General features: G+C 63.0%; 8 protein-coding genes. All 8 read left to right on the forward strand.

What is annotated here, in order from left to right; all coding sequences use genetic code 11:
• Positions 1 to 41 precede the first annotated feature (41 nt).
• The 8 genes from AT302_RS11775 to AT302_RS11810 all read left to right on the forward strand — a co-directional run bounded on the left by AT302_RS11775 (position 42) and on the right by AT302_RS11810 (position 15358).
• Entirely contained in the window at positions 42 to 344 is a 303-nt protein-coding gene (locus AT302_RS11775) for a PAAR domain-containing protein (protein WP_058378609.1), read from the forward strand.
• Positions 345 to 411: 67 nt separating this feature from the next.
• Positions 412 to 849: a GPW/gp25 family protein gene (locus tag AT302_RS11780; protein WP_058378610.1), complete on the forward strand. Its 438-nt coding sequence runs from the start codon at positions 412 to 414 to the stop codon at positions 847 to 849.
• Positions 850 to 898: 49 nt separating this feature from the next.
• The gene (locus AT302_RS11785; RefSeq protein WP_058378611.1) at positions 899 to 4798 is read left to right on the forward strand and encodes a baseplate J/gp47 family protein; all 3900 of its coding nucleotides are present in this window, start codon (positions 899 to 901) and stop codon (positions 4796 to 4798) included.
• Entirely contained in the window at positions 4788 to 5612 is an 825-nt protein-coding gene (locus tag AT302_RS11790) for a hypothetical protein (RefSeq protein WP_058378612.1), read from the forward strand. Before AT302_RS11785 ends, AT302_RS11790 begins: the two co-directional genes overlap by 11 nt.
• Positions 5609 to 5950: a hypothetical protein gene (locus AT302_RS11795; RefSeq protein WP_058378613.1), complete on the forward strand. Its 342-nt coding sequence runs from the start codon at positions 5609 to 5611 to the stop codon at positions 5948 to 5950. Before AT302_RS11790 ends, AT302_RS11795 begins: the two co-directional genes overlap by 4 nt.
• Positions 5947 to 8508, forward strand: coding sequence for a hypothetical protein (locus AT302_RS11800; RefSeq protein ID WP_058378614.1), 2562 nt, complete (start codon positions 5947 to 5949; stop codon positions 8506 to 8508). The genes AT302_RS11795 and AT302_RS11800 overlap by 4 nt, the downstream gene beginning before the upstream one ends.
• Positions 8509 to 8576: 68 nt before the next feature.
• Positions 8577 to 13973, forward strand: a complete 5397-nt coding sequence (locus tag AT302_RS27600) for a contractile injection system tape measure protein (protein ID WP_237172182.1) — start codon at positions 8577 to 8579, stop codon at positions 13971 to 13973.
• Positions 13937 to 15358 carry an ATP-binding protein gene (locus AT302_RS11810; RefSeq protein ID WP_237172131.1) on the forward strand — a complete coding sequence of 474 codons (1422 nt, stop codon included), beginning with the start codon at positions 13937 to 13939 and terminating at the stop codon, positions 15356 to 15358. The genes AT302_RS27600 and AT302_RS11810 overlap by 37 nt, the downstream gene beginning before the upstream one ends.
• Position 15359 lies beyond the last annotated feature (1 nt).

The following is a 15359-nucleotide window of genomic DNA, read 5'->3' on the forward strand; positions in this document are numbered from 1 at the left end:
CAATAGCTCGATAAAAAGCTCGATAACAAGGAGACAGGAACATGCCGCTCGCCGCACGACTGACCGACATGCATGTGTGTCCGATGCAGACGCCGTCCGTACCTGTGCCGATTCCGCACGTCGGCGGCCCGATTCTTGGCCCGTGCGTGCCGACAGTGCTGGTTGGCAAACTGCCGGCCGCCGTCGTGACCGACAACTGTCTCTGCGTCGGTCCGCCGGATTCTATTGTCATGGGATCGACGAGCGTGCTGATCGGCGGCAAGCCAGCCGCGCGCGTCGGCGATACCTGTGCGCATGGCGGTGCGATTTCTATGGGCTGTCCAACGGTGCTGATCGGCGGCTGACGATGGCAGCGCGGGCAACGCAAGCAATAACGAACGTAAAAGCAAATGGGACCGGGGGAAAGCACGCGTGAGCACCGACAAATCGTTTCTCGGCACTGGCTGGGCGTTTCCGCCGCGGTTCGGCGACAGCGCCGCGCGGGGGCGCACGCAGATGGTAGAGGCCGAAGCTGACATCCATGAAAGCCTGCGCATCATCCTGTCGACCGTGCCGGGCGAGCGGATCATGCAGCCGACCTTCGGATGCGGCATCAAGAGCTACGTGTTCGACGAAATCAGCGAAAGCGTGCTCACCGAGATACGCGATGCGATCGAGCGCGCCATTCTGTTCTTCGAGCCGCGCATAACGGTCGAACAGATCGTCATCGACTCGTCGGCGGCCATGGAGGGGCGTATCGACGTGCTCATCGACTACACGGTGCGCGGCACGAATACGCGCAGCAACATGGTCTACCCGTTCTATTTCCTTGAAGGGACCAACTTGCCGGACAAGCAGATGGATCGCTGAGGCCCGTACTGAAACCTGATACCGACTGAACGACCGAACCGACCACCCGATGTACAACCTCATCATTCGCGATGGCACCAGTCAGGCGATGCGGGCACTGCCCGCGTTGCAGGACGGCTATTTCCATCTCGATGAGCTGTCGTTCCACGAGTTGCTCGCGATTGTGACGGAGTTTGCTTCACTGGTGCGCTTTCACAACGCGCAGAATGTGCCGGAAGGGGACTGGACACCGTTCTTTCGCGCCGACGAAACCGTGGTCATGAGCCGCATTCTGGCGTTCGATCTGGCGCGTGAGACGGCGCGCTTCGCTCAGTGGTGGCGCAACACGCCCGAGCACGTCGGCGTCAGCGCCAACGGTGAAAGTTCGGGCTGGACGCTGCAAGCCTCGCCCGTCACCGAGCTGGTGATGACGCTCAACGACTGGTATGACGCGCTGGCGCAGGCGCAGAGCGATAACGGGCTGGGCTTGCGCACCGTGCTGCGCGCCGTGATCGTGCAGTTGAGTGTCGATCGCTCCGGCGTTCTTGGTGCCTTAAGGGCCGTGGGAGGGCACGTACCGCTCGATCCGATCTGGTCGGCTGGGATGGCAACGCCGGGCACACTGTCCGCGAGCAACGCCAGTGCCCTCGACGCCGACGGCATTGCCCGCGCGGGGGCGCGGTTGACCAAAGCCGACGTCCGCACCGATTTTCACGCATACATGAAGGCCATCGAGATGGTCCGCAAGGAGGCCCTTGCCCGGTTGCCCGCGTCGTTGCACAACGGCATCCACGATCCGGCCGTCGGCCTGTTGATTGCGTTCGTGCAGCAATTCCAGAAGCTGCAAGGCAAGCTCAACGGTTACACGCGCCGTTTCATCGATTTTTACTACGACCGCATGCTCGGCAGCACGCCGCGCGCCACGATTCCCGATCACACGTGGCTGGTTTTCAAACGCACCCCGGATGCACGCGACGTCGTCGTGCTCGCGGGGACGGAATTCCCGGCCGGGGTCGATGCCCAGAGCCGCGACATTCTCTATGTTGCCGAGAACGAGTTGCGGGTGTCCGACGCCAGTGTAGCGCAGGTGCAAACGCTCTACCTCGATCACAACGGCTACAGTGCGCCGGAAAACTTGCTGGCCGACGACGACACCGTGCCCAGAGGCGCCCCGGTAACCGGGCGGACGTGGCCCACGGCGGCCTGGTTCCAGTCGGTGCCGGTCGCACCTCCGGGTGCCGATCACACGCAAGCCTGGCCGGCGCTGGGTGCACCGAAAGCCGGCATGGGAAGCGGCCTCCAGCGTGACGCTCGCATTGGCTTCGCACTATCGAGCAAGGTGCTTTTGCTCAAGGAAGGCGATCGGCGCATCACGGTGACGATCACGTTCGCCGACGACACGCTCATGCAGCGGCTGGACCGGGTGGCCGATGCGATGCTCGGCATGAAACCGGTTAGCGCGGAAGGCGTTGCGGCGGGGCAAGGATCGGACGACGTCGATAACAGCTCGATGGCGATCGAACTGCGCCGCAACGACATCTTCCTGAAGGTCTTCCGCAGCATCTTCGTGGTCGGACTGACGGGCGAATTCGGCTGGATCGATATCCCGGGCTACGTGCCGTTTTTCGACAGCGATGTATTAAGGCTGAGCTTCGAGCTGCCGCCCGAATCGCCGAGCGTGGTGGCCTATTCACCGGCGCTGCATGGTGAGCAGTTCGACGTCGATACGCCGTTGCTGCGCTGCGTGATCAACCCGGGGGCCTATCTGTTCCCGTACGGCATGCTGCGCGATCTGGCGGTGACGGGTGCCCGGATCGACGTGGAAGCGCGAGGCTGCCGCGACCTCGTTCTGCAAAACAACATCGGCCAACTCAGTGCCGCGACGCCATTCGCTCCATTCGGGCCGCTGGCCCGGCTGGGCAGCTACCTTATCGTCGGCAGTACCGAGATGGCGTCAAAGCGCATCACCGACTTTCGCGTGGAAATCGAGTGGGCGGACCTGCCGCGCGTTACCGGCGGGTTCGGCGCTTGGTACGACGGCTACGACGTGCGGCTCGCCAACGAAGATTATCTGGCCACCGTCGCCGTATTGGCCAAGGGGGTATGGACGCCCGCCAGCGAGTTGTCCCGCCCGAGCGTGCCGATGTTCCGCACGCGGGTGCAACCCGGGCAGGGAGAGCGTATCGACACCCGGATCGTCTGGCGTGCCGGTCAACTGGCGCATTTGTTCGAACCCGACGCCGGTGTGAGCGCGGCCCAGCCGCTGACGTGGGGGCCGGGCGCGAAGAACGGTTTCTTCAAATTCACGGTCGCGGCACCGGCCTTCGCCTTCGGTCATGAGACCTATGCGCAGGCGTTGTCGACGACGATGATGGCCAACGCCCGCCGCCGGCGCTGGCGCGGCCAGCGCGCCGTGCCGCGCGCGCCTTACACGCCGCTGGTCAATGCCATCTCGATCGACTACTGCGCGACGGGGACGATTCGTGTGGACCGGCTGCCGAATGGCGACGACGACGGCCGCTTCCTGCATCTGTTTCCGTCGGGATGGGAGACGCTTGGTCTCAAGAGCTATCCAGCGCCCGCACTGCTGCCGCGTTTCGAGGCGGCCGGGAATCTTTACGTCGGCATTGCCGCCGGCGACCTCGGCAAGACGCTGACGCTGCTCTTCGAGCTTCGCGAAGACTCGCAACCGGTGCCGCCGACCGACGAAGACACCGAAGACGGACCTGCCGGCAACGCTGGGCTGCGCTGGAGCTACCTCTCGAATAACGTGTGGAAACCCCTGCCGCGTCGCTACATCGTGGCCGACGGCACGCATCACTTCATGACCTCAGGCATCGTGACGCTGCGGGTGCCGGGCGACATCGGCTGCCACAACACCGTCATGCCGGACGGACTGTACTGGCTGCGGGTAAGCGCCGATCGCGACATGGAAAAGTATTGCAGTCTGTATGCCATCCACGCGCAGGCGGTGCAGGTGCGCCGTGGGCAAGACGTGCCGCCTGAAGTGCCGATGGTTTTACCTGCCGGGAGTATTGTCCGCGGCCGCCGCCCGTTGCCGGGCATCACGGGCATCGTGCAACCGCTACCCTCTTGCGGCGGCCGGGCGACCGAGACGCGCGAGCAGATGCGCACACGCATCAGCGAGCGCCTGCGGCACAAGCAACGCGCGATCTCGCCGGCCGATTACGAATCGGTGATTCTCGAAGCGTTTGCCGATGTGTTCAAGGTCAAGTGCTTTGCCAATCTCACTACGGCGAATGGCCCGTTCGACTGCGTGCGTCCCGGTCATGCGCTAGTCGTGCCGCTGCCGTACTGGCCCGCGTTACCGGCCGACGAGCAAATGCCGATGCTCGACGGCAACCTCATGCAGGAAATCGCGGCGTTTGTGAACACGCTGTCCTCACCGTGGGCGCATGTGTCGGTAGAGAACCCCGTCTACGAGCGGATTCAGGTGCGTTGCAAGGTGCGCTTTTCGGACGTGTCGGGCAATGGGCGCTACATCGCCATGCTCAATGCGGCGATCTCTCATTACCTCACGCCGTGGCAGGACGGTGTGGGCTATCGCACGCACTTCGGCTGGCGTATCCGGCAGCACGATCTGGAAGCGTTTATCGGCTCGCTGCCCTATGTGCAGAACGTCTCCGGCTTCTCGATGCTTCGTATCGCCGCCAAACCGCCTGCCGTATCCCCGGCTTCGGCAACGTCCGGAGCCGCGCCTGCCATGTGGTCGTCGGCCGATGTGCAGACGTACTCGCTGTTCGATACGGCTGACCCTGCCAACACGGACGGCACGAAAGGCCAGACCGACATCACACCGCTCTACCCGTGGAGCATTGCCATTCCGGTCGCCCGGCACGCCATCGAAGCGGTCGACGATGGCGTTGACTACCCAGGCGTACCCACGGCGCTCAGCCGCCTCGAAATCGGCACCACTTTCATCATCTCGGACGACCCCCATGACCAATAAACCCATGGCCCGCCGTAATCGCGACACGCTCCGGAGCAAGTTCGGCAACGGTGAAATGCCGTCCGCGACGGCCTTCTCAGAGCTGATCGACTCGATGCTCAACATCGTCGATGAAGGTTTCGACAAGACGCCCGTGGATGGCCTCAAGGTGTCGCAACTCAATCAGGGCAAGCTGCTCAGCTTCTATCAGAACATCGACGTGAAGAGCCCCATCTGGTCGGTGCAGCTTGATGGGCCGGGCGGGGGGCTTGCATTTGGCAACGCTCGCAATCCCGCCGTGCTGACATTGCGTCAGTTGCCGGGCGCGGGAGGGGCTGACGCGCAGTCGATGGGGAAGGCGAGTGATGCTGCTGACTTCGAACTCGATATGGCCGGGCGCATCGTCGCCGATGGACGGCGCGGCCGCCCGGGTAGCCGAAGCGTGCCCGCCGATGGCAAGTGGCACGACATCACCGACACGCTCACCGGCTGTAATGCATTCGAGATCATGGCGGGCGTGGGCAAGCGAGGCAGCGGCAAATATGCGCTGATGCACGCGTATGCCGTCATGGCCTTCAATGGCAAAGGCGACATCGATTACCGCCAGTCCCATTTCGGCAGCAAGTGCAACCGGTTGCAATTGCAGTGGATCGACGCGCCTGATGGGGCCAAGCACAACTACATTTTGCAAATGCGTGTCGGCTGTCCTTACGACACCACGCGCGACAGCGCGGGCGCTGACCGGACGTGGGTGACCTACTACCTCACCAATCTGTGGTTCGACCCGGACATGCAGACCAGTGCCGTCGACCCCGAGCCGAAGGTGCAGGCATGAGCACGCCGTCCACCACCTTCGATATCGTGCTTGCGGCAGATGACGCGCAACTGGTTATGGCGGCGTTGGCGGAATTGCCATTTAAGCGCGTGTACGAACTTATCGGCACACTGAATCGGCAAGCCAACGAGGCGGGCGCGGGGGAAGGCATTGCGTGTGCACTGAGCGCACCAGCCTTCGCGTTGATCGTTGAAGCACTGGGGCACCTGCCGTATCACCGGGTGCATGCACTGATTGATGCCATGAAGGCGCAATTGAACAGCGCCCGCATCGCGTTGGACGAGGCAGGCGATAACGCAACGCGTGCGCGCGGCATTCGAGGCGTCGTCAGTCGATGAACGCGCCTGAGTCCATCGCCCGATTCGCCCCCGATCCGCACGGGCTAGATTTCGATGCGCTACGCCGCGCAGGCATTGCCACGCTGCAAGCCTTGTGCGGCGATCGCTGGACCGACTACAACCTGCATGACCCGGGCGTCACGATTCTCGAGCAACTTTGCTACGCGATCACAGAACTCGGCTATCGCTCGGACTTCGCACCTGAGGATTATCTGGTCGGTCCGACAGGCGAGATCGACTATCGGCGGCACGCATTGCACCCGGCAGATGAGATTCTGCCGAGTCAGGTGCTCACGGTCGACGACTACCGTAAGCTGTTCTACGACTCGATTCCCGAACTGGAGGATGTCTGGCTGAGTTGTGAGCCTGACTCGGCGGCCGGCGCGGGCGGCGCTCGCGGTCTTTACCGGGTACTGGTCAAGCTCAGTGAAACGTTGACAGGGGAACTGTCGGGCGAGGCGCAAGCGGCGATGGAGGCCGACGTGCGCAAGCGCATCTTCGAGGTCTTCAACGCGCATCGCAACCTTGGCGAAGACTTGGCCGGCGTGCGCGTGGTGCCTGCGCAGGCGGTCTACCTGAGTGGCGACGTGCAGATTCACAGCGAGCGCGATCCGGCGTCGATTTTCGCGGATATTTATTTCCGCTGTGCGCAGGCGGTGCTCTCGGGGTTTCAGGTCGAGCGCTACGTCAAGGCCTTTGCGGCAGGCGTGCCGCTCGATATCTTGTTTTCCGGGCCGCGCACGGTGCACGGATTCATCGCGAGCACTGGGGCGCAGGCGCCCGGCTCACCAATTGCTATCTCGAAACTGGTCGGGTTGGTGCAAGAGGTCGAAGGCGTAGCCCACGTGCAGCGCCTCGCCTTGTGCGATGCCGCAGGGCACCCGATCGGCACAGATATGGCAGCGGACGCGGTGCTGCGGCTGAGATTTCCGGGGGATGCCCAGAGTGCATTTCTGCGTCTGCACTTTGCCAGCAGCGCCGTGGGCACGGATACGGCACCCGCCGCGCACGCCGTCGAACAACGGCGCGACGACAAGGCCCGTGTGGTGCTGGACGATGCGCGCGTGGCACTGGCCAAGGCGCGTTTCGAATTCGACACCTTGCGTAACACGCCGCAATCGGTAGTGGGGATTGTGCCCGCACCACAAGGCGAGACGCGCGAGCTGAGCGACTATTTCTCGATTCAGCATCAGTTTCCAGCGATTTACGGCATCAACCATTTCGGCGTGCCGCCGTCGGCACCGATGGCGCATAAGGTCAGTGCGAAGCAACTGAAGGCCTATCTGTATCTGGCCGAGCAGTTGATGGCCAACTATCTGGAGAACCTGCAATCGGTCGGACGGATGTTCTCCGTCGACGATCTGCATCAGACCTACTTCTCGCAACGGATCGGCGACGATGCGCTACCGGACATCGAGTCGCTGTATGTCGAGGCGCCGGATGATGTGCGCAAAGCCCTCACGAATATTGTCTCGCGCAAGGATCGGGCGGAGGACCGGCGCAGCCGGTTGCTCGATGTGCTGCTCGCGATGTATGGCGAAACGTTCTCGCAGAAGTCGCTGCGTCGCTTCGACGACTATCAGGACAAGCACGCGACGCACTGGCTGGTGAACAACAAGCTTGAATTCTTGCGCCATATCGCGACGCTCTCGCGCGACCGGGCGACGGCGTTCGACGTGGGCGTGCCCGAGCGGCGCCCTGATGGCCGGCCCAATGTTGCGGGGGTGCACGCGAAGATCGCGATTCTGTTGGGGCTGCCTGCCGAGCCGTCAGAACACGCACTGAGCGAGACGCTGTTGCAATGGCGGCTGCGACTGCGGGCGGACAACGTGGCCACGGCTGACGACTACGAGCGTGCAGCCGCCCGGTTGGTGGTGCTGGCGGGGCGCGTTGCGCCGGCGGCGGAGACGCCGAAGGAGGAATCACGCCACGAAGACCTGCTGCCTATGGGGCTCCTTGTGCACGGCGTGCGGTTGGAAAACTACGTGCTCGAGCAACATGGCGAGGAAGTGCACATACATTTCCGCACGCATGACGAGCGCCTTGGCGATGTGCGTCTCGCGAAATTCAGACGCACCGGTGCCGTCACACATGCCGACCGGTACGTGCAAACGTTGCGCAGTTTTCTGTGCAAATTGAACGTGCAATCCGAGGGGTTCTATTTGGTCGAGCATGTGTTGCTGCGCCCGCGCTACCGCAACGGTGACGCGGCGGCGGTGCCATCGCCCGAGCGGGAGCAAGTGCCCGATGCGGCGTTCTTCGATGCCCGCGTGAGCATCGTGTTCCCGGCGTGGTCGGCGAGGTTCAGCGATCCTGACTTTAGAAATCTTGCGCAGGAGACGGTGTGCCGCAATCTGCCGGCGCATTTGCTGCCGGAGTTCCACTGGCTGGATTTCGTCACGATGCGGGACTTCGAGCATCGTTACGACTTGTGGCGGACGCGCTTGCGCGAAGACATCACGCGTACCGACTCGCGCCGCCTCGATGCCACCAGCGCGAGTCTCGCGTCGTTGCTCATGCGTCAGCGGCGTGGGCGCAATCTGACGTTGTGGGTGTGACGATGAACACGCACCATCGCATCGATCATCTGGCGTTCGACCTGACCTTCACGGCAGGCGGGCTGGACATGTCGCGAAGCGATGCGCTGCGCGCGCTGGTGGTTGAACGGCTGTTGCCGGTGGTGGTGTCGGTGTTTGACACGCGTGCGCCCGGCGATGCGGTGGTTCGCATTGACCAGCTCGACGTTGATCTTGGTGATGTGGCCGTGGCTGACTTGCCCGAGGCGCTGGCGGAAGGCTTATCCGACGCGCTTGAGCAGGTGCTGGCGGGGCGTGAGTTTTCCGCGCGCGGGCGGCGAAATTCCGTGGTGACGCGCTTTTCGTCTGCCGTGGAAGCCGACGCTGCGGAACTGGTTCGGTTCTTGAGGGACGGCCGGTTGCCGGCGCATGCGGCAACCGCACTGGCACACGACGCACGCAAGGCACCTTTGCCCGATCCGGCGTCGGGCGGGCACAGCACTGAGCAGCGAAAGGCAAAACCGGATGCGGTGGGGGCTTCGTTGGAGGCGCTGCTCGCGAGGGTAATGTCGGGCGACGTGGAGGCGGTACGACGCTTGCTGTTGGCCAGTGGGGACCGCGATGTGCAGATGGCGCGGTTGGTGCGGCAGTTCCCTGCTGCGCAGATTGAAGCGCTGCTCCACGCGTTAAGACCTGCGGAAGCGCAACGCTGGTTAGCGGACTTGCACGCGCTGGACCGGGCGCTGGCTGTCGCAGGTTGGGAGCGGGAGGCGCGGGCTTCTGCACGGGTTGCTGCGAGCGAGAAGCTGTTGACGGTCGGCCTGACGCCGCTGGACGCAGGAACGCTGCAAATGCCTTGGCACGAGGTGTGGGAGGCAGTGTTGGCGCTTTCCGTCACTGGCACCGGCGCGATGGGCAACGGTGGCAGGACGGATGGCGTTGCCGGGCGAGCTATGCACGTCTTGCAGTTGGTGAGTGAGAAACACGTCTCGGATGCACCCGCCATGCTGACGGTGCTTCGACGATTGGCGCGGGCTGGCGAGACGGAGCGTGCTGCTCGCGACGGTATGGAGCGTAGGGAGGGGGAGATACGGCGAGTAGCAGATGGCGAGATGCGTCGTCCGCGTGAAACCCAAGCTCAAGCCCAACCTCAGGATAAGCATCAGCTTCAGCCTCAACATCAGGATCAGGATCAGGATCAGCGTAAGAGTCAGAACCAGAACCAGAACCAGAACCAGAACCGACTTCGCGCCGAATCGCGTGAAGCGGTTTCAGATGTGAGCGTTGTACTGCCCACGTATCGCGCTGGTGCGACTGAAGCATCTGATGCTCCGGGTGGCTCACTTCACGATGGCGTTGTCGACCCGGCGCGTGTGGCGCGGGCCGCTGCGGAAACTGAACCATCGTCGCGGAGCGCTGCGGTGTGGGGCGAATCAGACACACACCGCGAGGCTGCGGCCACCGACATCGGCACCACCTCCGCCACTGCCATCGCTATCGCCAGTGACAATCTCGCAGCGGACGACTTCTTGCCAACCAAGAATGATGCGGTGCAGCCAACGGATGAGAACGCCGAAACGCTGCTGCCATACGGCCCGTCGGCAGCTCACTCGCTTGCCCGCATACGAAATCTGTTGGCGAACGCGTTGACGCGAGGGCAAGCGCAGGCGCTTTACGACATTTGGCCGCACTTGATGGCCGACGCACCAGCATTACTCCGGGACGCGCTACACCATTACGCGGCATACCCGGATCTACGCGACCGCATGGCGATGTCGCTGCCGGTGTCATTGCTGTCCGACATGTTGTCGCTGCTTCAGGGGGAAACGCTTGCCGTGCGTGCTGCGGGGGGCGTCCCTGAAATCGCTGTCAGCCGTGACAACGCAGGTGGGTCTGATCTGGTTGGTTACGCTGGGTACCGCAGTGCCGACGGTGTCGGTAGTACCAGCGGCCCAAGTGACAACGGCGAAAACGGTGACATCATCGATGATCCCGCATCACCCGACGGTGAGCGCATTTTCAACACGTCAGTGCGCCGCGTCAGTGACGATTCGGTATCGCCGAAGGCATGGGGCCACCGTTCGCTCACTGGTTGGGCGCGTCGGCGCGCGTGGTCTGAAGCGGTCGCAGCCGCCGTCACCGACTTATCGGTCCATACCGACCCGCTCGCCAACGACGACGAGTCCGGCGCGACACCGACAACAAACCTGCGTGTTCTCCAATCTCTGGCAGCCGACACCGAAGACGACACCGTGTCACCATCGACCGGCGCAGGGACGGATCGACTGACCTTGGGCTTGCCCGAGGATCGCACTAATCCAGAACGACTTCGGCACGCCCGAGACCTTGTCGAAATGCCTGACGTGCCCTCGCTGCCATCGTTGAGCGCCGCACCTGCATCGGCATCGGCGGCGCCGTCGGACTTCTCGGGAATGGGCGCACCTATAGCCGTCAACTTCATAAAAGACGAGCGCCCGATCCTCGCCGAGGCCGGTTCGCATCATCGCGCAGAGCGTTCGCCAAGTGCGCCGCCAATCTCCGATGGCGGAGCGAAAGCGAATACTGCTAACGGGAACGCGAGCGCGAAAGCGAAAGCGCCGGGAAGCCCATCGTCTGCGCTGACTACTACGCCGCCGACGCAAACGAGAACGCACACGCGTACATCTACTCCGATGTCGGACGGCGGGGTTCTATCCACGCACGAGGCTGAGCAATCGCCCACGGTGTCCGCGTCGTCTATCGCGGTGCACCCGAGCCAAGATGGCAGCGTCGGCGCGCGGGGCCGGTTGATCGACGCGTTGCTCAGCGGTTCACCGGCTGGACTGTATGACGACTGGCCTGTCTGGGTGACTGAACATAGCGAAATGCTTGTCGATGCGTTTCGGCACTACGGTCAACACGACGACGTGTTGAGTCGGATCGTTGCCGTGTTCCCTGAAGACATGCTGCTGGATCTGGCGGTGCTGTTGAGCCCGGGCGCGACGATGCACTGGCACAGACTCAGGGCACTCTCTCGACAGGATGCATTGACCGATCTTGAGCGTGCAGACGTTGACGCTGTCGTCGGAAACCCGCAAACCAATCACAGTGAGTCCGGCGCTGATGTATCCGTTGGCACCACGGGCACCGATTCAACCAGCCGCACGACAGGCGGACGGGCTGCTGAAGCAAGCAGCGAACCGGAAGCCGTTGCGCAACGGCCTTCATCGCAGGGCGTGTCGACGCCATTGTCCAACGCGTCCGTGGATGCTTGGAAGCGAGCGGTCTGGAAGGCGATATTCGGAAAGCTCATCCGCGAATCGTCCAATGTGTCCTCTACATCCGAAGGGTTGCATCACGTAGCACTTGGTGTGAGCCCTGCCGCATGGCAGCTTCGGTTGCTGGATCAATGGGAGTTGCGCTCAGGGTCTCACGTCGATCAGCCGATTGATGCCGACATTCGACCAATGACGCGTGTGGCCAACCGCGCCCCGGTTGAGGCTCACGAAATGCGTGCGGATATCGGAATAGACGGCTTGAGCGTTGGAGCGGTCGACGCGGGGGCTAGCGAAACAACCCAAGCGTCCCGGCCTCTCACCTCTGTCGTGCGGGAAGAGGGTTCAAGCACGGCGGATGGCGTCGATGCCAGTGTTGACTGGCACGGCACCAACGTGACCAGCGGGACAAACGAGGCAAACGAGACAAACGAGACAAACGAGACAAACGAGACAAACGAGACAAACGAGACAAACGAGACAAACGAGACAAACGAGGCCGCCGCGATCAACGAGCCCGCCGCGACTCGCGGCACCAACGCTCATGACGCAGTGCAGCGGTTATTGCGCTTCCACCAGAGCGAGGTGCCAAAGGGCGCGTCTTTGGTGAGTCGAGCGGGGCGTTTATCGCGGGAGGCGCGCACCGTTTTGCAAAGCGCGCTTGACCAGAGTCACACGCTACTGACGTCCGGGCCCGATGGCATCTCGCCAGACGCATGGGCCAGCATCGTGGATATCGTCGTCACGGTGAATGACGACATTCCGGCGGCGCATCGGGAAACCTTTTACGACGCCATCGTGGCGCACGCGCCCACTGCGCCGCCTGAACCGCATGTGCCGCATGTGCCGCATGCGCCGCATGACGCTACCCGCGCTGTTGCCCGCTACTACGCCAGCGTCGCCGCCGGATTAGTGACCGGTGCGACGCTCGATCTTGAGGTGTTGAGCGAAGAGGCGTCGGCTGGGAGCACCGATAACGCCCGCACCGCCGACAGCACCGGAAACGCCAATTACGCCGACACCACCGACACCACCGACACCACCGACACCACCGACGCCACCGACACCGCCGACAACGCCGACAGCACGGTCCCTATCACGGTACCGGCGACGCTTACCGAATCCAGCCCGCCTCCCACTCAGCCGCACGCGCTGCCTACCGCTTCGCACCCCACTCAAGAGTCTCGCCCAGACATGGCATCGACACCGCCCATCGACTACCTCGACTATCTCTCGTCGCCGGACTTCCGCAATGGCCGCGCGGCGCCTCCGGCAGGGATGGATATCTGGTTGCGGCAGGCGATGCAAGCGGGCGCGTCTGCCTTGCGCCCGATCCTTTCAGCGGCCGCCAGCGATGACACATTGGCTGGGCAATGGCTTGACCTTGTACCGACCGACATGTGGCCCGGATTCGCCCGTCTGTCGCCGCGCGATACCGCCGAGGTCGACCGGATGTTGCGCCTGTCGTCGGACGTCACCGACTTGTTTTCCCTAAGCGTCGACACAACGCCACCCGCGCAGTTGGAACGTACCCGGTGGCTATTGTTGTTCACGTGGTTGTTCGCCCCGCAACGCGCCTATGCCCCAGCGAAATTGGCGTCCGCGCTCGTCGCCCGGCTGGCACAGGTAACCGGCAGTCAAATTCCGCCCGCACTTGCGGCTCGCGTGCGAGAACAAACCGGCATCGATATCGGCATTCCTGCCGTGGGCGCATCCGACCCGTCGCTCACGCCAATGCAAGTGACACACGCGGGGGCGGTCCTTGTCTGGCCGTTCCTGCCGCGCCTTTGGGACATGCTGTCGCTCGTCGAGGCATACGGGGACGGCCATCCGAAGCGGAGCCGATTTGTCAGCGAAGCGGCGGCCGAGCGCGCCGTCCTGCTCCTGCATTACCTCGTCAGCGGCCACGACGAGGCGCCGGAACCCCATTTGACACTGCACAAACTGCTCTGCGGTGTCGCGTTGAATGCGCCGGTCGCGCGTCGTATTGACGTGACCGAGAACGAGCGCACGATCATCGATCAGTTGCTCGTCGCGATGATCCAGCACTGGTCGGTGTTGGGGAATACCTCGCCGGCGGGACTGCGCGAGACCTTTCTGCAACGCCCGGGAAGGTTGTCGATGGGGGACAACGGTTGGCATCTCGATGTGCAGCGTAGTGCCTTCGATGTGCTGCTCAACCAACTGCCGTGGAGCGTCTCGACCGTGCAGTTGTCATGGATGCCGCTTCCGCTGTGGGTGCAATGGACATGATCGATTCGACAACCCTTTCGACCATCCCGCCGACCGATGCGCTCGTGGCCAACGCCGACAGTCTTTCGCGCGAAATCGCGTGGTTCAATGCCGTGCTCGAAACGCGCATGCATGCTTATTTCATGCACGAAGGCGGTCCGCATGACATCTACGCGCACGTACCGCCGGACCTGAAAGATGACCCGTCGCCGTTTGCTGTCGCGTTGCAAGCCTTGGGGCTCGCGTCGAACTTCGATGCGCGTGTCGTGCTGATGCTCGCCTTGTTGCCGCATATCCGGCCGCAGGCGCTCGACCTGCTGTTTACGCAAAACAAGAACACCGAGCGGCAGTTCACCGAATTCGGCGGCTGGCGTGGTCAGCATCACAGTGGCCTGCTACCGACCTGCGAAACCGCAGCGTTCGTGCTTGCCGGTGACGATCTCGCGCGTCGTTTCGAGATATTGCAGTTATTCGACGCCGATCACACGTTTGCCCGAGAGTCCATCTTGCGTCTGGAACGGCGCGCCGACGGTGAACCAGCACTCGCTGCCGCCTTGCACGTGGAACGTGACTTTCTCGAGCGATGCACTTCCGGCAGTGAACACAAGCCTGACTACAGCGCGGGCTTTCCGGCCAAGCGCATCACCACGATGCGCGACTGGAACGACCTTGTTCTTGCACCTGAAGTCATCGACGAGATCGACCAGATTCGTCAATGGCTCGATGGTGGCGAAGCCGTCATGCGCCGCTGGCATCTCGATCGCATGGTCAAACCGGGCTTCCGGGCGCTGTTCTATGGGCCGCCCGGCACCGGCAAGACACTCACGGCGTCGTTGCTTGGCAAGGCGGCGCACGTTGACGTCTACCGCATCGACCTGTCGAAAATCGTCTCGAAGTACATCGGCGAGACGGAGAAGAACATGGCCAACGTGTTCGATCAGGCGCAGAACAAGCGCTGGATTCTCTTCTTCGACGAAGCCGATGCGCTGTTCGGCAAGCGAACGGAAGGCAGCAGCGCGAACGATCGTCATGCGAATCAGGAAGTCGCGTATCTGCTCCAACGGATCGAAGACTACCCCGGCGTTGTGCTGCTGGCGACCAACCTGAAGGGCAACATCGACGAAGCTTTCGCGCGACGGTTTCAAAGTGCTATCCATTTTCCGTTGCCCGACAGCGAGCAACGTCTGCGTCTCTGGAAGAACCTGTTTCCCGAGCGTCGCGGTCTGGCGGCTGATGTGGATCTCGTAACGCTGGCCGAAAACCATGTGCTCTCAGGTGGCGCACTGCTCAACGTTGCTCAGCACGCGGCCATGCGCGCGGAACGCGATGGTCGCGACACCGTTTGTCAGGCCGACCTGCTGCGCGGCGTCCGGCGAGAACTCATCAAGGAAGGGCGGACGATCTGAT

The sequence above is a fragment of the Pandoraea norimbergensis genome, from assembly GCF_001465545.3.
Lineage (GTDB): Bacteria > Pseudomonadota > Gammaproteobacteria > Burkholderiales > Burkholderiaceae > Pandoraea > Pandoraea norimbergensis.